Raw genomic sequence first — 20824 nt, 5'->3', positions numbered from 1 at the left:
CGCGCTCCCAACGCCTCCTGGAATGACAGATCGCTTCGAGCTGCTATTGGACAGACACGGGGAGCAAGGGTCGAGCGAAACTGAGTTCGTGACCGTCGGGATCAACTAGGTGGAAGAAGCGCTCACCCCATTCGGAATCGCGGGGCGCGGTAGCTGGCTGGCTCCCCGCCGCAAGTGCACGGTCGTAGAGTGCATCAACATCAGCAACGTAGAAAATGACACGTCCCCACCAGGACCAGCGCCGCTCGGCAGGCTGGGCGATGAGGTTAAGATAGCTCGTCCCTGCTCGAAGGCTGGTGAATAACGACTCTTCGCCGCCATGCAGGAGCTCAAACCCCAGCGCGCGGTAGAATCGGACAGCTCGCTGCATTTCGTGGGTGCCGAGTGTGACTGCGCTGATTCCCTCGATCATGGACAAACTCTCCTTTCATTTCGCCGTGAAGCGGACTCAACCGCGACACCTCGCCACCGTTGAGTTTCAGGACGGGCCAGCTTCTGCCCGGCAAACCGCAGACGATGCAGCTACGCTATTTCGCGGCCCTTCACGACATTGCGAGGGAGCGGTTGTCTTTCCGTTGCCGACGGATCTGCTCACTCATCTTGCTTCACGAGCGGACCGGCGAAGCGACTTTGATCAGCAAGGAGTTCGACTATCATGGCGCATCGCTCAGGCCAAGAATGCCAGCACTTATGCTATTGAAATATCTATATAATTTCTAGACCCTCTGCGGGATGACGGGCCACCAATGACGATATGCATCCCTCGGCAAGATTGCGACGCGGTACAGACCCGGAGCCGGCGAGATAATTAGGCGCGGCTGCCGCAGCTCAAGGACGCGTGCGACCAGCGGGGCTGATTTCGTCAGCGACAAATTCCGGTGCCATCCGGCGAAAGGAGTTCTCATTGGATCAGAACCCCGTTGCTGCGTTGTCAACATTAGCCAATCGTGGGATAATTATTGTCAGCTAATGTCAGCGGGAGCTCGTCTCTGCTGTTGACCGGCACACAACCTCCCGCTGAACGATCAAGCAATGGGAGGGAAACATGTCATCCCGTGCATCTCGTCGCTGCGGCGTGTCGCGCCGCGACGTCATCAAGACCGCTGTGGGTGCAGCCGCGGCTGTTGGACCTTTTTTCCACGTTACGCCGGCGCGCGCAGCCAAGACACTGAAGATCCTGCAATGGAGCCACTTCGTCCCCGCCTACGACAAGTGGTTCAACTACGTCTACACTAAGGAGTGGGGTGCCAAAAATGGCACCGAGGTCATCGTCGACAACATCAACCTCGGCTTGATCCCTTCGCGCGCAGCGGCGGAAGTATCGGCGCAGAAGGGCCACGACCTGGTGATGTTTCTCGCGCCACCTTCGGTCTACGAAGACCAGGTCGTCGACATGACGGATGTCTATGCCGCGTGCGAGAAAAAGCACGGCAAGCCGATCGATCTGGCGGTCAAGAGCACCTATAATCCCAAGACCCAAAAATACTTCGCTTTCTCCGACAGCTTCGTTCCCGATCCGGTCAACTACCGCTCGGATCTGTGGGGCGACATCGGCATGAAGCCCGACACCTGGGACAACGTCCGCATCGGCGGCAAGAAGATCAAGGACAAGACTGGCATTCCGGTCGGCATCGGCCTCTCCGCCGAACTCGACACCGCAATGGCCATGCGCGCGATATGCTGACGTCCATGGTAAAATATTGCGTTTCGGAGATGGCCGAGCGCGTCACCAGCGAAGCGCTGCAGATCCTTGGCGGGGTAGGCTATACAACGCTCCATCCTCGCATCAGTTGCGTACACCAACCTCAACTGCTCTTATCGCTTTCGTCCTTGCCAATCACTGCCGATCGCCGTCACGTCCGGGAAATTACCACTCGTGCGAGTGGTGGAGTTTCACTGATCCTCCAAGAAGGCAGCCGACCGATCTGTCGCCGGCAAAGCCGAGTCGGATCCCTATTTCGGATAAGGAGTTCATGGCCCGCCCTTGCAGGACGGTGATGCGCTCACTGTCGGCTTTGACGAGGCCATTCTTGAGTAACCCAAATGCCAGCGCCGCAGCAGCGATTCCCGTCGCTGCGTCCTCCGGATAGCCCGACGACTTCGGGAACTGTCTGGCTTCGAAACGACGACCGCCCTGATGATCGACTGCATAAGGGTAGAGTCCGGTCGATCCAATGCTCTCACAACACTGCTCGGTCGTTAGCATGTTCGAGGTCAGATTGTTCAAGAGATCGGCGCTCTTCATGGGAATAAGCGTCTTCACGCGCGACGTGATGGCGTTTTGAATCGGCAGGTCGAGCAAGTCGGAGCGTGAAATTTGAAGCGCCGCCAACACCACCCCTTCTTCTTCATGTGAGAGATCGACCACCCTCCCGGCCGGCTGAGTGATCTCCACGTAGGGATCGTCGGATCGGCCCAGATCGACGAAACCGGTCACCGGTCCGCTGCGAGTGTCGATGCGCACTTGCTCGGTTCGCAGATGTCCGGCCGTTGCCAAGGCCCAAAGCGCGCCGATCGTGGCGTGTCCACACATTTCCATCTCATGGCGGGGGACCCAGAACCGGAAGATGTAGTCAGCGTCATCGCTGGCGGTCGGCAAAACGAACCCGGACTCGTGCCCGAAATGTCTGGCGATCCCCGGCATATCATCGCTCGGGAGCGCCGAAGCGTCGGTGACGATCGGACAAGGATTGCCACCAGCGCCCATGTGCGTGAAGACATGGACAAATTTGATCTCAGTCATCTCGGTAGCCAGCTTCAATTCATCGATGGGGCGACGGCATCGACGATGGCGTTCGTGTAGGAGTCCGCAATCGGCACGGTAACGGGCTTCTGCTCACCGTCCTCGAGAAACTTGTAGTCCTTCAGCATGCCACTCTCTTCGATCCTCGGATTGTCACGGAAAGACGGAAGGGTTAGCTTCCAGGCCAGATCGAACTCGGCGTTCGGAACCTGAGTGAAGAATGCTCGTACCGCTTCCCGGGCTTCGTCCGGATTGGACTTCATGTAGCGAAGACCCTTCCAAAGACCGCGGACCAGTTTCTGCGCGAGCTCGGACTTTCCCACGATCCAGTCGTTGCGGGCGATAAGAGTATAGAAGAGAATATCGGCGAACGGGGGATACTCACCCTTGGCGAAGTCGAACAGCATGGCACCGCCGAACCGCGCTATTCCGGTGGTCGATGTCGGCGCCGACAATGCGTATCCATCGATCCGTTTCTGTCCGAATGCGGCCAGCATGCTGCTTCCGCCCCCGATCGGCGTGATGGTCATATCACGGTCCGGATTCAGGCCACCGAACACGGCGATGTGCCGTACCATCAGGTCCGTAAGACTTCCGGGACCCGCCACCGCGATGGTAAGGCCCTTCAAGGCGGCCGCCTTCGTCTTCGGGTCCTTCAAATTCGCAAGATCAATCTTTTTCGCCGCGTCGGCTGAAAGCACCAGGTCCGATCCAAATTGCGTCTGAACCGCCGCGAAGGATTGAACCGGCTGCCGCTTTTCCTGAGCCCGCAGCTGAACGCTCGGGCTACCGACGTAGATATCCGATTGACCGCCCAGTACGGCCGCCAACGCCTCCGCACCGCCTTTCGAGAATGTGATCACCTCCGCGTCCAAGCCTTCCTGTTCGAAGAAGCCCTTCGTTCGCGCCACGTAGATCGGAAGGTAGATGAATCCCTCGCTGGGTTGTCCCATCACGACCTTCCGCCTGGATTGAGCGATCGCCGGAGCGCTAATGAGGCCGGCAGCTCCAAGGCCTGCAATGGCAATCGCCTGTCTTCTCGAAACTTGCATGAGTATCTCCCGATGCGAAAAAGAAAGTGGAACGAACTGCGGATCGGCTAAACGGTTACTTCGCGGTGTTCTTCGGCCTCTTTCCAGGGCATGAGTACGCGTTCCAGTGTCTTAACTGCGAGGTTCAACAGCATGGTGAGGCCGACGATCGCGATCAGGGCGGCAAACACGCCGGGAGTGTCGAACTTCGACGCGGCATTGGAGATCAGATAGCCGAGGCCTCTATTAGAGGCGATGATTTCCCCGACAATCGCTCCGATAAGCGCGTAAGGTACGGATAACCGCAGGCCGGCAAAGACCCAGGTGATCGCCGACGGAAGCACCAGCTTCGACACCAATTGCCACTCGGACGCTCCCATCAATCGAAGGACGGTGAGCTGTTCCCTGCTTACACTTCGTACGCCGGTATAGGTGTTCAGAAAGACGAGAAAGAACACCGTGACAGCAGCCAACACGATCTTCATCTCGATGCCAATGCCGAGCCAAAGCACGAACAGCGACGCCAACGCCACCTTCGGAAGGCTGTAGATCGCCGTCAGGAATGGATCGAGGATGTCGGCGAGGATTCGCGACCGTCCGAGGATCAGCCCAACGAAAACTCCCGCACTTCCGCCGATCAGAAAGCCGGCAAGCGCTTCCACCGTCGTGATCGAGGCGTGAAACAACAACTCCCCGCTCCGCAGAATGGCCCAGAAGCTCGCCGCGATGGCCGACGGCGTCGAGATGTAGAACTCGCTTCCGGACCAGACCGAGCCCAACTGCCAGGTGATGACGAGGGTGGCGAGCAACCCCAGTCGTGCAAGGATGATTGAGCGAAATGCGAGATTCTTTTCCATTGTGGCTCTCCCTAGACCGAGGCCGCCATCGCAGACGGCGAGGGCATCGCCGCCAGATCCGGCGTCAGCATCGCCCAGAGTTCGTTGGTAAAATCGTGATGATGGGGGTCGAACCTCAACCTCGCCAGGTCACGGTCCTTGTGCAGTGGATTGTCGAAGACTTTCGCGATCGTGCCGGGGCGACCTTGAAACACGGCGCACTTATCGCCCAACGCCGCTGCCTCCTCGATGTCGTGCGTCACGAACATCACGGTCAAGTTGAGTTTGCGGCAGATCCTGAGCAGTTCGGCCTGAAGTGTGAGCCTGAGCTGCGCATCGAGCGCGCCAAACGGTTCGTCGAGCAGAAGCGTTTCTCGGTCGGCCGCGAGTAGCCGCGCAAGTGCGCAGCGCTTGCGCATTCCGCCCGAAATTTGGTTGGGGTAGGATTTGGCGAAGTCTCCGAGCCCTACGAGGGAGAGCAGTTCCTCCAGGCGGGCTTCTCGATCGGGTTTCGCGAGGCCTGCGACCTCCAGCGGGATCGAAACGTTGCCTGAAACCGTCCTCCATGGCAGCAGGTGATCCTGCTGCGTCATGTAGGCGACCCGATGGTTCAACCCGCCGACCGGTGCTCCGTCGTAGGTTACGACACCCTTGCTCGGCCCGATAAGTCCTGCCGTCAGATTTAGCAGCGTGGACTTGCCGCATCCGGATGGCCCGAGCAGCATGGTGACATCGCCGCGTCTTACCGAAAGAGTTGACGTCCCGGATCGCGGTGTAGCTCTGTGAGCCTGATTGGAATGTCTTCGTGACATCGGAGAAAACGATAAAGCCGTCCGGAAGAACCTTCATCCCGCTATCGTCCCCTCTTGCCAATCGCAGGGAGGATAGGGGCGACACTGGCCTAACGCGCGACCGAGCGGGCCTTACTGCTTGTCAAATCGGGCCATGCCTGCGGGCGGCAGTAGGGGTGATGCCGGCTACGCGCCGCATCATCCTGGCGAGCGCCGAGCCGGATTCCAGTCCAACCCTCCATGCGACCTCGCCGACAGGCAGATCCGTCACGGCAAGCAGCTGGCGTGCCCGGACGATCCGTTCCTGGTCGTGGAATTCGCTAATCGTCATGCCGGTCTTGTCGCGGAACAGCCGGGTGGCATGGCGTCGGGAAAGGCCGAAAGTGGTGGCGATCAGGTCGAGGGGAAGGTCGTTGGCGGCGTTGTTTCTGATGTAGTATTTCATTTCCGAAACCAGCGCGTCACCATGGCTGCCGGGGTTCGAAGTGGCAAGCTGATCGCTGCGCTCGATCCGGCTCAGACAATTGATGAATAGTGCGGAGGTGAGATGGCTACGTGCAGACCTTGTCGCCAAGTCATCGAAACAACCGGATTGACACAGATCGAGCAGGGACCGCATCTCACGTGATGTCGCGAAAAACGTAGGAGCGTTGAGCTTGGCCCGGACGCGGCTCAGTGATCCAAGTCGCGCTTCCATTTTGGCCAATTGGTCGTCTGTCACATAAATAGCCAAGTGATCATGACCGTTACGCGCAGTTGTCTGATGAAGGAGCTTTTTGGGAACGGCAACGAAGCGGTCTTGGCTCAGCCAGACACCCGTCTTTCTTGTCTCGTCCCAGAAATCGACGGAGCCCGCTCGTGGCAGGAGGACCATCAGGCAATCATGCCAATGCCACGGCATGTGGTAATTGTCTCCGCCCCCAGCCAACGCAAGCTGGCCGTCATCGGCCGCGAGTATCCGGGCATCGGATGACGTGTCGCGAAGTGTTTGAATGGATCGCAGCATTTTTTAAGCTAACATTTGCTGGCTCAATGGCAAGCCATCGAATGCTCCGGACAAGCTGGTCTTCGGGTCGTACAGCTTGAGCTTGTACCGTGCGGATGCGCGCGAATCGTGGACGGGCTCTTCGGGCTGCCCAGCATATCGATACGCGACTTGGTTGGGTCATGGCGCGCCTGTTAGTCATTCAGCAAAAGGACACGCGTGGGGCCGCAATCGCCGTTCCGACAAGGAGAAATTCCGTCGTGATCTCAATCGTTCAAAAAGCTGCCATTTTGTCGGAACGGCTATTGAAATCATTGGGGAAATTGTCCGACTTCCAAGCTGAATACACCACGGCTGTTATCTCAAATGGCTCCCATCAGCCGGTATCGGTGGTTGCAGTCCCCGATTTGAACCCATCGCCCCGGATCGCGTCACCGGCTTCATCTCACTTTTGCTCTTCCACGACGAACCGCTTTCATACGACCTGCGGTTGGCGTCCGTTCAACAGCGCTAAGAGTGGTCTCGCCAGCGCTCGCGAGCTGTCTCATTCGAAAGATCGGATAAGATAACGTAGGTTTGGCTGGTGTGGGGAAAGGCGGTAGCGGTCTCCTGACTCGAACCCCCGACGCTGAGCCTCCGTGGAGGCTCGCCATTCCGACAAAGGTAAAATCCTGCATCCATTCAATGCAGAACAGACAGCAAGCTTGTTGGAACCAGCATTGATAATCCTCTGAAAATACACGCCTCTTAATCAGCTGCTCTGTCGGAACCGCTCGCTGGCGAGGCGACGGCGCGACGCTGGTGGCGCAGCGCATCGTTCGATGGCTTTCAGGACCAGGTGGTGAGACTAGCCATACCGACCCGCTAAGGCGGAGGGAGGTCGCAGCGGTCTTCACCGTTCTCGCTCCAGAACGCCGCAATGAAATCGCAACGAATTAGCTGAAACAAGCGTGAACAAAACGGGACGGAAGTACCCGTCACAGCAAGAAAAATCAACAGCTTAGAAGATGCTCACTGCGTTCGGGACGCAGGGGACTGTCCGCTTCAGACGGCCACGATCAGCGAATGTCGGTATCGGTGGTTGCGAATCCCCGAATTGACCCTAGTCGCCAGCTTTTCACGCCGCTCCAACTTGCGCCGCAGTTAGACTTCCTTCGACGACCCTTCCTCAAGTTAGCTCAAACTTCCCCATGATGGATTGGACCGAGAGTTCAAGTGTTTCAACCAGTTAGACGGCGGCGTGTGCACGATGTGTGCACCGGGAGATCAAGAAAAATCCATCAAACGCAAGTTTGAGCGTTTGAGCCGGCGATTGTCGAAGCGGGCCTAGGAAGCGACGTGCTTCGTCGCCGTTAATGCGGCCCATCGACCACGGCGCTGCAGCGACTGTGCCGAGCCTACATTCTTGGCTATGGATTTGAGCCTCTCGGTCGCACCGACACCACGATGAATTCTCCAGTTCAGTGTAGCCGGCGCTTTTGCGGAGCGCGCGGCCGCATGCCCGTCTACGACGGGTACAGTGTCGGTGCTCCGAGAGTCGACCTGCTCGATCTTGCCCGCCTCTCGGTGCTGCCGCAGCTTCGAGCATCTCGCCGCGCTGCAGGATATCGAGGAGCCCGCGGGCGCGTCCGAGGTCGAGATCGCCCGCGCCCGCTCGGCCACGCTCGCGTAGGTCGCCGAGCAGCAGGCGAAGCTCGCCTCCGTCGCCCAGCAGATCGACCAGAGGCGCACCGAGGCGCAATCGGTCACGCCGGCGATCGCCAAGATCGACGCGACGCTGCCGCTGCTTGAGGAGACCCTGATCATTCGCAAGAAATGCGATGGAGACGGAGTACGGAAACCGCATCGCCTGGCTCGACGCGCAGACTTGGCTGGTCGATCAGCAGAACGAGCGCATCCTTCAGGAGCGCAAGCAGGTCCAGATCGAGGCTGCGCGCCGGGTTCCCGAGCAGCTATTCGCCCAGACCAAATCCGGCTTCGAGCGTCAAGTGCTGAGCGACCTCGCCGACGCCCAGAAAAAGGTCGACGAGTTCCGGCAGGATCTCATTGAGGCGCAGCAGCCGCGCGCGTGTCGCTCGATGGAACGAAGAGCCAGGTCGAGAACAAGACGGTTAGTCTCGCGCCGGGCATGGCGGTGACGGTCGAGATCAAGACGGGCACGCGCCGGATCATCGAATACGTGCTGTCGCCGCCACTGCGCTACAGACATGAGAGCTTGCGGGAGAGGTGAGCCGTCGCTCTCGGAAGCGTTGAGCGATTGTGGAAGCGGCCACGATGCGGCGACCAAGATGAGCCGATCGTCCGTCTCGTTCCTCGTTAGTGGCACTGACTGATCTTGCAAACGTGCTCAACGCGCGTGTTGCCATGTGGGAGTTTCGCTTAATCTGATTGGCTGCCGCGCATGAATGTCCGCAGCAAATACAGACAGAGGTCCGATGCGCTTGCTCTGTCTTCGCGTCGCATCGCGAGTGGATTCGATTGATGTAGATCGCAAATCAATTATGCGCTGTCGGCACACTAACTGTTGCTGATCGCTAACAATAAGGACGCGACGACAAGCTTCGCCGCTACGATACCGGCACGGACGGCGGCCTCCGCATTGTTCTCCTCCTTTGCAGATGCTGAGGCCGCTGTGCGGCTCGTCAACCTTCCTCCGAAGGATAGTCCGCCATGAGCGCTCAGGCATTTCCGGAACGTCATCAGGATTGCCCAGCTCCGTCCGGCTGCGGACTAGACAAGCTTACTAGGCCCCACAGGGGCAGGCTCGCCGGCGCAGGAATGGGCGGTCTGGGTGCGCAGCGCAGACATAAGGGGTGTTATCGCGGCGCGCGCAGCACCACCCTGAGATTGGGGGATCCGGGGAGTATGCCCCTCGTTTCCCGGTGCTCGCGATTGGGAGGACTCGCGCAAGGGGAGCTGCCCATTAGGCTCGATGAAATTCGACCGCTCGCCGTGTAAGTGACACCCTTGCTTCAAAGCCGGCGAGAAGCCACGCCCTCGATTGGGTGTGACCAGCTTTGCGCGAGCTCTCATTTCCCCACCATGCACTGAACTTGTGGGCAGAGGCAGGTAACGGCCTTCCAAGAATGTCTTCAACTTCTGAAAATGTGAGCCGAACAGATCTCCCCCGCTCACTCTCCAACTTTCTCCGCAGCGGATCGTAGACTGACATAACTCGGCTCGTCACGTTGGTTTGTCGACGCGGCTGGTCGAGATGAAGTCGCGCGCGGCGAGCTCCAGTTCGAGATCGGTAATCCGTTCGAAAATACGAGCAGCAATTTGCTCTGACTCTTCGGCGGTCAACGACCGAATGCCTCGCAAGGTAAGCTCGTCTCTGAGAACCCTCGCCACAATGAATTTGATGGCCATCTGGATCTATAAGTCCTAAAACCATGATACAGCCGCAACCAGAGGGCGAACGCAAGTGGTCCAGCGGTTTCCTGCGAGCGCCGGCTAGCCGTCTCGGCACGGAATGGCCGAAGCTGTCGCAGGTACTCGCGAAGGCCTCTTTTGCCTTCGCATCGTCAAAGCAAAAGCGCGTGCCGACGTCTGCACGATCGATCCACCAGTCGATCTTGCCCCCTTTCGCAATGCGGGAGGCTTCGCCGCGCAGCAGGTCCAACTGTTTCCCGGCTGCGTGAACGATCAAGCAATTATCCTTTGTCATGAATGCTGTCCTCAAAATGAAATAGGCCGATCAATTTGATTCCGACGAAAAATGAAAATCATGTGGCAACGTCAACGGGAACAGATGGCAAGGTCGGCGCTTCATGCCCGGGCTGGACTTCACTCACCACTCGGAATGGCCCGCCGGTTCACGCTGACGGGCCTATGTCTCGCACGCTTTCGACGGTTTCAGGCGACCCAGCCCAGGCGGCTACCCGGGCCACGTGATCGGTCGCGGTGCACTTTCGTTTGAGAACGAGCTGACCAATATCTCCAGCTTCGATTGCTCTTCGTTCAAACGCCTTTCGACAAACTGGCGCTCAAACTCTGTCAGGCTTGTTTGCAATAAGTGGCGATAGCGTTGAATATTGTTGCGATGCGCACGCGCCAACTGGTCGTCAATCATCGTCGTCTTCCTTGGACGAATAGTAATTCATTCCTTTTTTGCTTCACGGAGTGAGGTGGCCCCGAGGCAACATTCCAAGACGTCCCTGGAACGGAGTATCTTCGCTCCCGGACGCCGGCATTCCCCTGACCGGGGCATTACATCCCGGCCATCTAATTCTGACGGACTTAGATGACAGATACAAGAAATACCCAAAGGGGACCGTGCGCGTAGCGCTGTCCTTCAAACTAATTGGCTTTCCTGTTGCAATCTGTGAACTACTTCACAAGCGCAACGGACATCGTCTGTTATTCGGCCGAAAAGCGGTCGGGCCTAGGCAGACAGTGGTGCACGGCATTGTAATGTAGCGGAGCCGCGGTGGTCTCTCATGAAGCGAGAACAAGGCTGGCCATCATGAGACCGATGGCCGCGATCTAACCTCCGAGCGCGCGAACGGTGATCGTTCGCCAAGATGCCGAGCCGTCCGATGCGGCCCGTCTGAACACGACGGTTAGAGCCATCGTGAGTGTAATCATGGTGTAGCCGACGCAGGCCGATCCTGCCGCGAATAGCAGTCGGTCGATGTCGGGTCCGAGGGCTGGGCCGTTCGCAGCGCCGCGCATTGCGGCCGATCCGAATGCAATTGCGCACAACGCGGATGTGGGAATTCGCGCTGCTGTCGCGAGCATCAAACCGATCACACCAGCATCATCGTGGCGTCCGCAAGTCCCGCCGAAGCCGCGCCGAAAATGCGTCCCGAGACAAGTCCAGCCAGCAGCCCAAGCAGAAACACCAGGATAAGCCAGCGACCCTTTGAAACTCCAAGCGAGCCAGCCAGCACGCCCCTCGCAATCCAGAGAGTGACGTCCTGAAGATCGGTAAAGGGATGCAAGGCCCCCCATATAGAAGTCGCCGAGCCGGTGGGAATTGGAGCAGCTACTCTGACCTTTCGCGATGTCTAAGAGTCCGAATTGCAAGATCGAAAAACTGCGCTAGGATCGGGCTTTCGCTGGGGCATCTCATGTTCGATACTGCCACCACCGCGCTTTTGCGCGCGGTCCTCAACGAAGTCTGTGAAAGCGTTTTGCACCGCGAGATCGGCGCGCGCACGCACGTCGCCTCGAAAATTCTGGAAGCCGCGACACGCGGAGAGGTGTCGCCCGACGGTCTCAAGCATGCCGGGCGCCAAGCTCTCTCGCAAGTGCAAACCATGTGGCGCTGACCGGTCGAGGGGGCGTGGTGGATTTTCAGGTCACGGTGTTGAAGATCCTGGTGAGCTACCCGGATGGATTTGCCGGGATGGCCGACCTCAAGCGCGATATGGCGATCCTGGCGACGAGCGGCTGCGATTGGGCCGACCGCACAAAACGGCTGGCTGCGCGCGTGCCCGACCTCGACATTTTTTCGCAACACCTCGTCGAGCGCGAAAACGGCGGCTGGAAGATTACGGCCAAGGGGCGCGGAGTCCTCGAATTCATAGAGGCCCGTCCCGGCGCCGAGCAGGCAATAGAAACGGTGCCGGCAGTGAAGATAGATACGCCGGTGCCGCCGCTGCCGCAACCCGCCGAGTGGGCGAGGCGGCGACGTCGACGCGAGGGGCGTGAACGAGCGTGGGCGAACGCTTCCTAGACTGCGTACGGCGCCTTCAAAAGGCGGCGAGATCCAGGCCGTAGCTGATGGCTGCGAGCACGGAGATCCGCAGTCCCAGACCACAGAAGATCGCGATCGTCTTGAACTCTTCGACATCGCCAGTCGAGCGGACGGCGGGGACTAGCTGATCCGCTTCCTGCCGCACGGTCCCGACATTGTTCTCACGATCAGGCGTCGTAATCAGCGACGTTTGTGATCTGAAGGCGCGGCGGACGTACCCGCCCCGACGATCTCGAATGGCCCGACGCGCAACATCGTCGGGCCATGTTATCGTGCGTGCGGGATCAACGGCCGCTCTTTAGGCGCTCCTTCACCACTTCGACCAATCGGTCATTTGCTGCGTTGTCTCGCGCGAGATAGCCTCTCTGCACGTTCACGACGGGCGCAAACAGGGTGCCGCGCTATTTTCTGCCTGTTTCCAATCCCCACGAAGTCGCGGCGCGCATGCAAACGACAACAACATCGCCGCTCTCGGCTCTCGGAAACAATATGGTTTGCGCCCAATTCAATGACACGCGACTTGACGGCAAGGACATAAGGGCGCGCCAATCTTTCTCTCGCGGAGAATGGTATGCACCGATGTTAAGCACTGCAATCTTTTGACGAATGTCGTCGTACTCGCCAAAGCGCTTGACGACGCTCTTGAGCCATTTGCTTCCATCGCCCTCGTGGCGAAAAGGCTCTCGCCCTTTCCACCGACGCATGTAGTAGTCCTGACCTTCATTCGTCTGGGCGTCCGCGAGGTCCAATTGGCTGCTCAACCCCGGTGACGCAAACAGCAACACTACCTTTGCTACCTTCATTGGTCCGCCGAACGCAGCAGGTAGGCACCTTAAATCAAGCCCACCCCCGACGATTCACGATCCGCTTTCCTGTGCTTTGGTCACCCAAGATTCGTCATCCCGATAAAGAGAAAATCCATTGAGGGTTCAATGGAGGTCTGGCGGTTTAGTTATCGGAAGGCGCGTTGAGTTCCCTAGTAATCATGCGCCCCTTAATCAGCCGCTCGATCGGAAGTCCGCGTGCTGAAGCTCCTTGTAGCTGGCACGTGCCGGCTCGTTTCCTCATGTCTTTGGAGCGGATCCATCGTACGAGGTAACCCGCTTCATTTGGAAAACGACCGCGAAGCTATTGAAACTGGATGCCCACAATGAGGAACCAACGCCCCTCTCCTTGAGGGCCCGTCAGGTATCGATGACGGGTGCCTCGACGGTCAGGCCCGCTTTAGGGGATGCGCATTCTGATGCCAAGCCCATGCCGTCCGGATGATGGTCGGCAGGTCGGAATGACGAGGGACGAAGTTCAGCACATGGCGCGCTGCCGAGGGATTGGCGACCAGGAAGGTCGGATCGCCCGGCCGTCGCAGCTTGACAACATGAGGCACCTCGCGCCCGGTCTCCTGCTTAATCGCGGATAGAATTTCGCGCACGGAGAAGCCCGAACCGGTGCCGAGATTGAAACTGCCGCCCGCATGTCCTTCGAGCAGCAGCTTGAGCGCGGCAATATGAGCTGCGGCAAGATCAGTGACGTGGATGTAGTCGCGGATCGCGGTGCCATCCGGCGTATCGTAGTCGTCGCCGAACACGGCGAAATCGCCGACATGCCCCTGTAACGCCATCATGGCGCGCGGAATGAGATGCGTCTCGTTGTCGCGCAACTCGCCGATGCCGCCGGCCGGATCGGCGCCGGCCGCGTTGAAATAGCGCAGGCAGAAGACACCGAAGCCGTAAGCCGAGCGATAGTCGGAGAGCATGCGCTCGATCATCCATTTCGATGCGCCGTAGGGGTTGATGGGCGTGCAGGGAAAGTCCTCCGGCAGTGCCTTGGAGTCGGCGTTGCCATAGACCGCGCCGGTCGAGGAGAACACAATGCGATTGCACCCGGCACCGCGCATGGCCTTGAGCAGCGACAGCGTGCCTTGCACGTTGTTGATGTAGTATTTCTGCGGGTCCGCGACCGACTCTCCGACCAGGCTGGCCGCCGCGAAATGCATCACAGCCGCAACCTTGTGCTCGGCAAAGGTGTGCGCCAGTGCTGCCTCGTCCAGCAGATCACCGGTGACGAGCGCACCCGTGGCGAAGCTGCGATGTCCGGTGGAGAGGTTGTCATAGACGATGGGCTGAAAACCCGCCGCGGCTAGCGCCCTGCAGCAATGCGAGCCGATATAGCCGGCGCCTCCGGTGACGAGGACAATCGGTTGGTCGGTCATGTCGTCACCGTTTGCTTCACTTGGGGGCCTTGAGAGATGGTTCCAGTTGATTGATCAATAAGAGGGCGAAGGTCGTGGTCAAACGGTGCGTGCTAGAGCAGGCAGGGGTGAGCGTTCGACGGCGTGCTTGACCCACTACCCACGTGATGCCGAATGGGACTGTTGCGCCGCAGATCTGCATCGACTTGGTTCGCGTCTCCTCGCTTGTCGTAGAGCTCACGGCTGAATATGTCGGCGCGCACAATATGGACGGGCGCGACGGCCAACTGGTTGCATTTCCGAAAATGGCCTTCAGCAGCGTGGCGGCGCACGCTGGCGGGCTGCTCAACTGACGCGGGCTTTAGACGCGCCGCTGCACAATCCATTCTGAGCCCACGAATCGAGGCGAGGGGAAAGGGAAAGTCGCTGGAGTGAGCCGCCGGAGATGGCCGCTGTCCAGTTCGATAACAACGGCAGAGGGTGATGAGGCAACCACAGTGCCGTATATGATCGTGGCATCCCCCAAAAGGATAGGCAAATCGATGCCCACTGGCGGAACGCCTTGCGGCCTGGTGCTGCTCGTCAACCAGACCGAGGCGCCAGTTTGAAGGGTCCAATAGAGAGTGTATGCCGCCCAACTCAATTTCCAGCGCCGCGGTTAGTTGCCGGCCGTTCGTACGAAGTTTGGACCTCCTAAATTTGATGGATGTCAAAACCGACTCGGTGACAAATTGTCGCCCGCGAGGTGCGCGTCTTCTTATCAGCCGGGACTATCACCTCATCACGAAGGGATACCTTCCGACCTATCAATTGACTTCGGTTCCCCACCGGTGAACCGCGGGGGGTACGTCTAGTCCTCGATCTCGGCCGCAATATCCATCGCTTTGAGGTTCCAGCTCCACGAGAGGATCAAAAGCAAAATGACCGGGCAGGCGGTCAAAACTATTGCTTTCAAATGCAGCTCCCGCATGGACTGAAAGAAAAATGGCGCGAACATCATCGTTATCGCAACGATCGCAGTCCCGGCACTCAGATTGCTAAAGAACCTTGCTCGGATCTTCCGAATCTCGTTGTCGGCCGCCTTCCCCATGATCCGCCTCTGCAATCCTCTTTAAGCTATCTGCGCGCTCTTACTTCCCTAAGCTGGCGGCGCCATAACATTCGCCGGGATCCGCTCACGAGCCAAATAAATGTCGTGGCCCCGCCTTTAGGCTTGGCAAAAGCCGAACATGGCATGCGCGCCACTAGCGCGCATCTCGCCTAGAGTCATCCTTATCCGAGGGCCATGGGCGCGCAAGCCGAGCCCTCGTCGAGATAGTTACAACCCACGCTTCTAAAATGAGCTTGATGCTGCCGTTGCGGGTTGATTGTCCTTCACTGCCACGGTTCAGAAGCGAAAGCTTCTTCTACCCGCCAGCGCAACGCCATCGCGAAATGAACACCTGTGGAATCGCGATCTCAATGAGCATCCAGGCTCGAAAGCACGATCGCGGTACGCATTAAAATGCGAAGATCCAGCCAGATGCTCCAATTGGTGACATACCAGACGTCGTATTCGACGCGCTTTTTCATCAAGTCGATGGTCGGTGTCTCACCACGGAAGCCGTTGACTTGGGCCCAGCCAGTTAGGCCAGGCTTCACGTGGTGGCGATAAGCGTAGTTACTGATCATCTGATTGTAGTAGTTGTCGTGCGCAAGCGCGTGCGGGCGCGGGCCAACCAGCGACATTTCTCCGCGCAAGACATTCCAGAGTTGAGGCAATTCGTCGATGCTCGTCCTGCGCAGGATACGCCCGATCCTGGTAACTCTCGCATCCCGTTTGCTTGCCTGCCTAATCTCGGGGCCATTATCCGAAACCGTCATGCTGCGAAATTTCCAGATATCGAACGGCGTGCCGTTGAAACCGCGGCGTGTTTGACGAAAAATGACGCTGCCCGACGAGTCCAGCTTGATCAGAATCGCTATTATGATCAGCATCGGGCCCATGCACAACAACCCTAGAGAGGCCAAGCTGACATCGAGGCCGCGTTTCAGGGCTCGTTCGGCGATTGAAAGAGGAGGTCGCTGGATTTCGATCGCCATCGTGCCGCTGAAGGGCACGAAAGGCCGTGACACGAGGTCCGCGATCGCAAAATCAGGCAGCAAGCGAATGGCATTTGGTACCTGGCGCAACCGTTGGCTCAGCTTTTGTAATGTTGGAAGTTCGTTCCAGTCGAAAGCGAGGAGAAATTCATCTGCTTCCGCCGCACGAGACTCTCGAACGATCTGGAGAACATCCCGGTCCCACGCCGCATCGTCGTGCTGCAACGTCAAATTCAGCACTACGTGATGCACGACCTCAAAACCGTTCCTGCGTAAATCCTTGTAACGGCTGGAGGTGAAATCGAGTGGTCTTGGGCTGAGCAACACGACCCGCCGCTTGAAGGAGTGGTCCCTGGCAAAGGATGAAGTCAAGACGAGGCGCCAGACCGCGCGGTGTGCGCCCAGACTAATGAGGCCCATTGCCGCGAACAAAATGATGGTGGCGCGGGACAGAACGGCTGTCGATTTCAACAGGAAAGCAGCGACCGCAAGAATTGTCAGTGACAAGACCCAAACAAGGAGGACCTTGCGCGATTGCCAGCTCGCATTTAGCAGATTGTGACGGTCGTAGCCGCCTTGAACGAAAGCAATCGTGACAAACAGCATGGCCACGATCAAGCCGGCGCCCACTGAAAGCTCCTGATCGGCCGGAATTCCGATGAGTTCACGATGAGCGAGGGTAGCGCAGATGTAGCTGAGCAGAACCAGCAGGAAATCGCCGGCCATGATGACGATTTGAAACGGTCTTTGCAGCGAAGGGCTGCGACCGGTGACTGTAGAAGATAGATGCTCGGAACCGTATGTGGCTGAGGACATCGAGAGCCTCTTTCGAAAAGACTAGCCGCAGCAATGCATTGTCTCATGAACTTGACGAATCTCAACCGTGAGATCCAGCGCTTCACGATGAGACAGCAGAAAGAAGGTTCGTGAGCGCAGAGATATGTCATGAGGACGCGACGTCGACGGCCATCCCCCGATCCATATTCAGCGCGGCTTAATTCGTAAGCTCACCGACATCGGGTGCTTCACACAAGGTGTTATCGAGGCGCCAGAACGCGCAGGCACGGCGATGAGGATTTTGGGGCGCGCCGCATGCTAGCGGGTAGTGTCGGAAGTGGCGACTCGGTCAACGGTGGAGGGGGGTCCGCAGTAAATTGCGAGGTGCTCCCGGAAAAGAAATAGAGGGTAGACCAGTCTGCTGACAGTTCGACCCAGTTGCTGTTGCCGGCTCCTCGATTGTTAACGCCACTATGCGGCGAATCCGGGGCTCGCCACCAGTCGGCTCCAATGTTGGCGACAACCTTCATGTTCGGATCCGACGTCTTCATGTCCATCTGCACGTACACCGCATCCACGCTTCCGGCAGCGAAGCTGCCTCGTCTCACCATCCACATCAGGTCGTTACGGCCAGGCGGAGGACCGCCGACAAGGGTGCCTCCATCGGCTTGCACCTCGACCTTCATTTGGATGGCCAAATTCTTGGGAGCCATAGCGTCAAAATGGGCTCCAACGATCTCGTTTTCATTCTGGTCTTGCACAAGGGCCCATTCCTTTGTGGCGCGGAGGCGTACATACGTCTTTCCATTTGCCACGAGGATCTTTCCGTCCGAATTGGCGGGTTGGGGCGCGCCAAATTCTGGAAAGACCGAAGCTAGTCCTGTGACGGCCGTGAAGTCCGAAGGGGGGCCACCGTCATCAGGTTTGGAGGTGCCGTTGCACCATGATGACGTTTTGGGAGCACCGGCGGGAAATGCCTCGCTGTAACCGGGAGTATTCTGCTCGATGACGTTCAACGAGAGTCCGGCCGCGGCGGCTCCGCTTGACGAAACGGCGCCCTGTGGAGTGGCGACAAAAAACGCAGCCAATCCGATTAGCAAGAGCCAAGTCTGGAGCCGCCGAAGGGTGCGGACCGCACATCCAGGTGTTGTGAGCAGCAAGTGCAGAGCGGAAAAATGATGAGCGTCAGACATAGGACCGACCCATAATCAGTTAAGCTTCTCCGACTATACCGTAGGCATCGAATACGTGGCCGACTTGACGAACGTCAATTGGCTGAACAATTTGAACTGATGTCAGTGACGACGCACGGCCGTTAATCGGAGCTGCAAGGCCGGGACGTCGTGGGTTCAGTTATTTGGCAGGGCCACGTGGCAACGTATTACAAGCCATGACGGTCAAGCGTTGCTCACTGTTCGCACGCACTGGCGCGAGCGTTCTGGCACCCAGCAACTACAGCTTATTGCTCAGGCGCGTGTCGTTACGCTCGGCTTGTCCGATATTTAGACCGTTTGTAACTGAATACCAAGACGCCGACGGCGTCGTGCGCGCCCGTTTCGAGCCAAGATTGTCGATATAGCGCCGTGCTGGAGTCTCGATAAAAAAGTACGAGAGATACGCAATTGCGAAGATGATCGCGTAGCACATCACGCAGAATGCGGACATCAAGGTGGTCGAAGCGTGAACCAGTTTGTCGGCAACCGCATTCATGACAATCAAAACGATGAGTGAATGCCACATGTAAAGTGAGTAGGTGAGTTGCCCAAGAGGAGCGAGGCGGTTCACAAATGTTGGCACGATCCGCTGGGTGTCGGCTGCGACCGCCGCGATCGCTACGACATAGACGAGCCCGAGTGCAATGAGGTGGTGAACATACGCAATCATCGAGGCCAGCAGCAGCACGAAGGACAATAGCAACAAGCGCCCGGGCGCAGGAATCACGCAGATTTTGTCTCGAAAGTGGAATAGGGAGACTCCAATCATGAAGGAGGGGAGGGCCCTGAGGGGCGGCCACACATCTACCCACGAGCGATCGACTGCGTTCTGGACCAAGTCGACGACAATAGCAGCAACAAGGGTGAGGACAGCTGCCGCGAGAAGTCCCAGCCTTGATCTAAGGCCCGCCCAGGCGAAAAGCGGGAACATCAGATACATCACCATCTCGGCGCCTATCGACCAAGACACGCTGCTAAACGAAATTCCATTGCCGCAGATCGCCATTGCGTTCAGGAGAAGTGCAGTCTCTGCGATGCAGCGAAGCTCGAAAGCCGGTTCGTGAGTCCCCGCCTTGCCGAGCGCGACAAATCCGGACCAGACAACGATAGAAATTAGTAGCGTCAACCAGTGGAGCGGCATGAGCCGTCCGACTCGTCTCTGAAGAAATGAACCATACCCGGAGAGGGTATCGACCTTTCCTTGATACACGTGCGCGATCACGAATCCGGAGATCACGAAAAACAGGTCGACGAACAAAGCGAGGCCGCTCGGCAGCGTGGGCCGGACGGCCGCTGGAAACAAGAACTCAAAAGAATGGCGAACGACGATGCCGACGGAGGCGACGAATCTTAGCAGATCCAGGTGCAGCATCTCGTTGGATGCGGCGCGAAGAGCTGGCAGTCTCCACGATTTTGCAGTCATGGCACGTTGCTCCAGCGCCTTCTTGCTCGGCCCGGCGAGCCGCCCCGATGGATTTTGACCAAAGCTCCCAAGGCCAGGGCGAGCACCAGAAGGGAGTCGTTCGACAAGGCATCGGTCGTTTTGATCGTGCCGGCGAAGGCGAGGCGCGAACCGGCCTCCATGAACTGGTGATGGCTCTGCGGGGCCTGATGAGAACCGTCATTGACGTTGGCAATCTTTCGCTGGCCCGAACCAACCGTCGGCTCAAACGACCCGCTGTCCATGAGTTTATCGCCGCCCCGCGTCGGCATCGGGGAGGGCGGGGGCGCTACCGCGGGTGGCATTTCGATCGCTGATCCCTGGAGCGGCGGGGCTGGACCTGCGCGAAACTCCTCAGCGCTCATGGAATAGAAGCCGATCGTCTTCCATTGGGTCGAGAGCTCAATCCAGTTGCTGCCGCCGATGCCTGGATTGTTACTGTGATCATCAAGATAGGGGGCCTTCGTGTGTCGCCACCAGTCTGCGCCCACCATGGCCACGAGATGCAAGTCCGGATCGGTGGTCCTCATGTCCATTTGAACATAGACGGCATCCACGGTTCCGGCTGGGTAGGTCCCTCGCGCTTTGTACCAGAAATGGTTGTTATAGCCGGCTGGAGGAGCGTCGAAGGAAATGGTCGCGCCGGCCAGAGGGATAGCTTTCATAGGAATGGCCACATTCCCGACGAAGTCCGGGACGAAATGCCCTCCGGTCAGCTGGGTCTTGGACTGGTCCTGTACCAACGCCCATTCACCCGATTGCTTGATACGAACATAGGTCTTCGCGTTTGCGACCTCGATCGCCGCATTTGGATTCGAATAGGGCGCTCCGACCTTGGGGTATACTTGCCCCCAACCCTCAACCGCGCTGAAATCTGCGGGCGGCGACCATAGCCCCCCGTCGTTCCAGCCTTGGTACCAGTTGTAGCTCGGAGGCACGCCTGCGGGAAATCCTTCGCTATTTCCAGGAGTGTTCTGTCTGATGAGATCGGACATTGAGAAGTCCATCGGCCGTTCCCTGTTTGCGCTGTGGGAG

23 protein-coding genes and 3 pseudogenes are annotated in these 20824 nt (G+C 58.3%); 9 read left to right on the top strand and 17 right to left on the bottom strand.

Going from position 1 to position 20824, the window contains the following annotated elements; all coding sequences use genetic code 11:
* Nucleotides 1-43 precede the first annotated feature (43 nt).
* Nucleotides 44-412 carry a VOC family protein gene (locus QCM77_RS03400; RefSeq protein ID WP_279682040.1) on the bottom strand — a complete coding sequence of 123 codons (369 nt, stop codon included), beginning with the start codon at nucleotides 410-412 and terminating at the stop codon, nucleotides 44-46.
* Nucleotides 413-486: 74 nt separating this feature from the next.
* On the opposite strand from QCM77_RS03400, the pseudogene QCM77_RS03395 reads away from it, so the two are divergent.
* From QCM77_RS03395 to QCM77_RS03385, 3 genes and pseudogenes are all read left to right on the top strand, one after another.
* Nucleotides 487-617 (top strand): annotated as a pseudogene (locus QCM77_RS03395) (slipin family protein); the annotation flags it as partial.
* Between the two features lie 428 nt (nucleotides 618-1045).
* Complete coding sequence (locus tag QCM77_RS03390; protein ID WP_279682039.1) at nucleotides 1046-1684, top strand: twin-arginine translocation signal domain-containing protein; 639 nt, start codon at nucleotides 1046-1048, stop codon at nucleotides 1682-1684.
* Nucleotides 1678-1722, top strand: a pseudogene (locus QCM77_RS03385) (hypothetical protein); the annotation flags it as partial. The gene QCM77_RS03390 and the pseudogene QCM77_RS03385, both read left to right, overlap by 7 nt.
* A gap of 145 nt (nucleotides 1723-1867) precedes the next feature.
* On the opposite strand, the gene QCM77_RS03380 reads toward QCM77_RS03385, so the two are convergent.
* The 5 genes from QCM77_RS03380 to QCM77_RS03360 form a co-directional block, all read right to left on the bottom strand.
* The gene (locus tag QCM77_RS03380) at nucleotides 1868-2743 is read right to left on the bottom strand and encodes a PhzF family protein (protein WP_279682038.1); all 876 of its coding nucleotides are present in this window, start codon (nucleotides 2741-2743) and stop codon (nucleotides 1868-1870) included.
* A gap of 14 nt (nucleotides 2744-2757) precedes the next feature.
* Nucleotides 2758-3795: an ABC transporter substrate-binding protein gene (locus QCM77_RS03375; RefSeq protein WP_279682037.1), complete on the bottom strand. Its 1038-nt coding sequence runs from the start codon at nucleotides 3793-3795 to the stop codon at nucleotides 2758-2760.
* Between the two features lie 47 nt (nucleotides 3796-3842).
* A complete protein-coding gene (locus tag QCM77_RS03370; protein WP_279682035.1) occupies nucleotides 3843-4631 on the bottom strand; it encodes an ABC transporter permease in 789 nt (262 codons plus the stop codon).
* 11 nt (nucleotides 4632-4642) lie between these two features.
* Nucleotides 4643-5335 carry an ABC transporter ATP-binding protein gene (locus QCM77_RS03365; protein WP_279682033.1) on the bottom strand — a complete coding sequence of 231 codons (693 nt, stop codon included), beginning with the start codon at nucleotides 5333-5335 and terminating at the stop codon, nucleotides 4643-4645.
* Nucleotides 5336-5543: 208 nt separating this feature from the next.
* Entirely contained in the window at nucleotides 5544-6407 is an 864-nt protein-coding gene (locus QCM77_RS03360) for a helix-turn-helix domain-containing protein (RefSeq protein ID WP_279682030.1), read from the bottom strand.
* A gap of 1498 nt (nucleotides 6408-7905) precedes the next feature.
* Here QCM77_RS03360 and QCM77_RS03355 point away from each other — a divergent pair.
* From QCM77_RS03355 to QCM77_RS03345, 3 genes and pseudogenes are all read left to right on the top strand, one after another.
* Nucleotides 7906-8058, top strand: coding sequence for a hypothetical protein (locus QCM77_RS03355; protein WP_279662975.1), 153 nt, complete (start codon nucleotides 7906-7908; stop codon nucleotides 8056-8058).
* 148 nt (nucleotides 8059-8206) lie between these two features.
* A complete protein-coding gene (locus QCM77_RS03350; protein WP_279662976.1) occupies nucleotides 8207-8524 on the top strand; it encodes a hypothetical protein in 318 nt (105 codons plus the stop codon).
* A pseudogene (locus QCM77_RS03345) lies at nucleotides 8446-8616 on the top strand (HlyD family type I secretion periplasmic adaptor subunit); the annotation flags it as partial. The gene QCM77_RS03350 and the pseudogene QCM77_RS03345, both read left to right, overlap by 79 nt.
* Before the next feature lie 693 nt (nucleotides 8617-9309).
* On the opposite strand, the gene QCM77_RS03340 reads toward QCM77_RS03345, so the two are convergent.
* Together QCM77_RS03340 and QCM77_RS03335 are read right to left on the bottom strand one after the other, a co-directional pair.
* On the bottom strand, nucleotides 9310-9558 hold the full coding sequence (locus QCM77_RS03340) for a DUF7662 domain-containing protein (RefSeq protein ID WP_462804287.1): 249 nt from the start codon (nucleotides 9556-9558) through the stop codon (nucleotides 9310-9312).
* An 11-nt stretch (nucleotides 9559-9569) separates the two neighbouring features.
* Nucleotides 9570-9755 (bottom strand): hypothetical protein, encoded by a 186-nt coding sequence (locus QCM77_RS03335; RefSeq protein WP_279662977.1) that lies wholly within the window; start codon nucleotides 9753-9755, stop codon nucleotides 9570-9572.
* Between the two features lie 103 nt (nucleotides 9756-9858).
* On the opposite strand from QCM77_RS03335, the gene QCM77_RS03330 reads away from it, so the two are divergent.
* On the top strand, nucleotides 9859-10092 hold the full coding sequence (locus QCM77_RS03330) for a hypothetical protein (protein WP_279682028.1): 234 nt from the start codon (nucleotides 9859-9861) through the stop codon (nucleotides 10090-10092).
* A 171-nt stretch (nucleotides 10093-10263) separates the two neighbouring features.
* On the opposite strand, the gene QCM77_RS03325 is transcribed toward QCM77_RS03330, so the two are convergent.
* Nucleotides 10264-10458 (bottom strand): hypothetical protein, encoded by a 195-nt coding sequence (locus QCM77_RS03325; RefSeq protein ID WP_279662979.1) that lies wholly within the window; start codon nucleotides 10456-10458, stop codon nucleotides 10264-10266.
* A 1000-nt stretch (nucleotides 10459-11458) separates the two neighbouring features.
* Between QCM77_RS03325 and QCM77_RS03320 the strand changes: the two genes are divergently transcribed.
* Nucleotides 11459-11659, top strand: coding sequence for a hypothetical protein (locus QCM77_RS03320; RefSeq protein WP_279682026.1), 201 nt, complete (start codon nucleotides 11459-11461; stop codon nucleotides 11657-11659).
* A 17-nt stretch (nucleotides 11660-11676) separates the two neighbouring features.
* A complete protein-coding gene (locus QCM77_RS03315) occupies nucleotides 11677-12066 on the top strand; it encodes a hypothetical protein (protein ID WP_279682024.1) in 390 nt (129 codons plus the stop codon).
* A gap of 16 nt (nucleotides 12067-12082) precedes the next feature.
* Here the strand turns inward: QCM77_RS03315 and QCM77_RS03310 are convergent, their stop codons facing one another.
* From QCM77_RS03310 to QCM77_RS03275, 8 genes are all read right to left on the bottom strand, one after another.
* Nucleotides 12083-12232 (bottom strand): hypothetical protein, encoded by a 150-nt coding sequence (locus QCM77_RS03310; protein ID WP_279682023.1) that lies wholly within the window; start codon nucleotides 12230-12232, stop codon nucleotides 12083-12085.
* A 256-nt stretch (nucleotides 12233-12488) separates the two neighbouring features.
* Entirely contained in the window at nucleotides 12489-12890 is a 402-nt protein-coding gene (locus tag QCM77_RS03305; RefSeq protein WP_279682021.1) for a hypothetical protein, read from the bottom strand.
* 410 nt (nucleotides 12891-13300) lie between these two features.
* Nucleotides 13301-14296: a UDP-glucose 4-epimerase GalE gene (galE, locus tag QCM77_RS03300; protein ID WP_279682020.1), complete on the bottom strand. Its 996-nt coding sequence runs from the start codon at nucleotides 14294-14296 to the stop codon at nucleotides 13301-13303.
* A gap of 829 nt (nucleotides 14297-15125) precedes the next feature.
* Nucleotides 15126-15365: a hypothetical protein gene (locus tag QCM77_RS03295; protein ID WP_279682019.1), complete on the bottom strand. Its 240-nt coding sequence runs from the start codon at nucleotides 15363-15365 to the stop codon at nucleotides 15126-15128.
* Between the two features lie 368 nt (nucleotides 15366-15733).
* Nucleotides 15734-17173: an undecaprenyl-phosphate glucose phosphotransferase gene (locus QCM77_RS03290; protein WP_279682017.1), complete on the bottom strand. Its 1440-nt coding sequence runs from the start codon at nucleotides 17171-17173 to the stop codon at nucleotides 15734-15736.
* Between the two features lie 221 nt (nucleotides 17174-17394).
* The gene (locus tag QCM77_RS03285; RefSeq protein ID WP_279682016.1) at nucleotides 17395-18150 is read right to left on the bottom strand and encodes a hypothetical protein; all 756 of its coding nucleotides are present in this window, start codon (nucleotides 18148-18150) and stop codon (nucleotides 17395-17397) included.
* Nucleotides 18151-18586: 436 nt separating this feature from the next.
* Nucleotides 18587-19771, bottom strand: a complete 1185-nt coding sequence (locus tag QCM77_RS03280) for an acyltransferase family protein (protein WP_279682014.1) — start codon at nucleotides 19769-19771, stop codon at nucleotides 18587-18589.
* Nucleotides 19768-20784 (bottom strand): hypothetical protein, encoded by a 1017-nt coding sequence (locus QCM77_RS03275; RefSeq protein WP_279682012.1) that lies wholly within the window; start codon nucleotides 20782-20784, stop codon nucleotides 19768-19770. Before QCM77_RS03275 ends, QCM77_RS03280 begins: the two co-directional genes overlap by 4 nt.
* Between the last annotated feature and the right edge of the window lie 40 nt (nucleotides 20785-20824).

Origin of the sequence: Bradyrhizobium nivariense (assembly GCF_029846695.2) — a bacterium.
In the GTDB taxonomy this organism is placed as follows: Bacteria; Pseudomonadota; Alphaproteobacteria; order Rhizobiales; family Xanthobacteraceae; genus Bradyrhizobium.
Note: the sequence above shows the minus strand (reverse complement) of the source record. Positions and strands in the feature narration are given on the sequence as shown.

Excerpts from the sequence above, each read along its gene's own strand:
- galE (WP_279682020.1), bottom strand. The coding sequence starts at position 14,296 with ATGACCGACCAACCGATTGTCCTCGTCACCGGAGGCGCCGGCTATATC.
- QCM77_RS03275 (WP_279682012.1), bottom strand. The coding sequence starts at position 20,784 with ATGTCCGATCTCATCAGACAGAACACTCCTGGAAATAGCGAAGGATTT.
- QCM77_RS03360 (WP_279682030.1), bottom strand. The coding sequence starts at position 6,407 with ATGCTGCGATCCATTCAAACACTTCGCGACACGTCATCCGATGCCCGG.
- QCM77_RS03365 (WP_279682033.1), bottom strand. The coding sequence starts at position 5,335 with ATGCTGCTCGGGCCATCCGGATGCGGCAAGTCCACGCTGCTAAATCTG.
- QCM77_RS03390 (WP_279682039.1), top strand. The coding sequence starts at position 1,046 with ATGTCATCCCGTGCATCTCGTCGCTGCGGCGTGTCGCGCCGCGACGTC.
- QCM77_RS03380 (WP_279682038.1), bottom strand. The coding sequence starts at position 2,743 with ATGACTGAGATCAAATTTGTCCATGTCTTCACGCACATGGGCGCTGGT.
- QCM77_RS03370 (WP_279682035.1), bottom strand. The coding sequence starts at position 4,631 with ATGGAAAAGAATCTCGCATTTCGCTCAATCATCCTTGCACGACTGGGG.
- QCM77_RS03330 (WP_279682028.1), top strand. The coding sequence starts at position 9,859 with ATGGCCGAAGCTGTCGCAGGTACTCGCGAAGGCCTCTTTTGCCTTCGC.
- QCM77_RS03295 (WP_279682019.1), bottom strand. The coding sequence starts at position 15,365 with ATGGGGAAGGCGGCCGACAACGAGATTCGGAAGATCCGAGCAAGGTTC.
- QCM77_RS03335 (WP_279662977.1), bottom strand. The coding sequence starts at position 9,755 with ATGGCCATCAAATTCATTGTGGCGAGGGTTCTCAGAGACGAGCTTACC.
- QCM77_RS03400 (WP_279682040.1), bottom strand. The coding sequence starts at position 412 with ATGATCGAGGGAATCAGCGCAGTCACACTCGGCACCCACGAAATGCAG.
- QCM77_RS03340 (WP_462804287.1), bottom strand. The coding sequence starts at position 9,558 with ATGTCAGTCTACGATCCGCTGCGGAGAAAGTTGGAGAGTGAGCGGGGG.
- QCM77_RS03280 (WP_279682014.1), bottom strand. The coding sequence starts at position 19,771 with ATGACTGCAAAATCGTGGAGACTGCCAGCTCTTCGCGCCGCATCCAAC.
- QCM77_RS03305 (WP_279682021.1), bottom strand. The coding sequence starts at position 12,890 with ATGAAGGTAGCAAAGGTAGTGTTGCTGTTTGCGTCACCGGGGTTGAGC.
- QCM77_RS03375 (WP_279682037.1), bottom strand. The coding sequence starts at position 3,795 with ATGCAAGTTTCGAGAAGACAGGCGATTGCCATTGCAGGCCTTGGAGCT.
- QCM77_RS03325 (WP_279662979.1), bottom strand. The coding sequence starts at position 10,458 with ATGATTGACGACCAGTTGGCGCGTGCGCATCGCAACAATATTCAACGC.
- QCM77_RS03350 (WP_279662976.1), top strand. The coding sequence starts at position 8,207 with ATGGAGACGGAGTACGGAAACCGCATCGCCTGGCTCGACGCGCAGACT.
- QCM77_RS03290 (WP_279682017.1), bottom strand. The coding sequence starts at position 17,173 with ATGTCCTCAGCCACATACGGTTCCGAGCATCTATCTTCTACAGTCACC.
- QCM77_RS03320 (WP_279682026.1), top strand. The coding sequence starts at position 11,459 with ATGTTCGATACTGCCACCACCGCGCTTTTGCGCGCGGTCCTCAACGAA.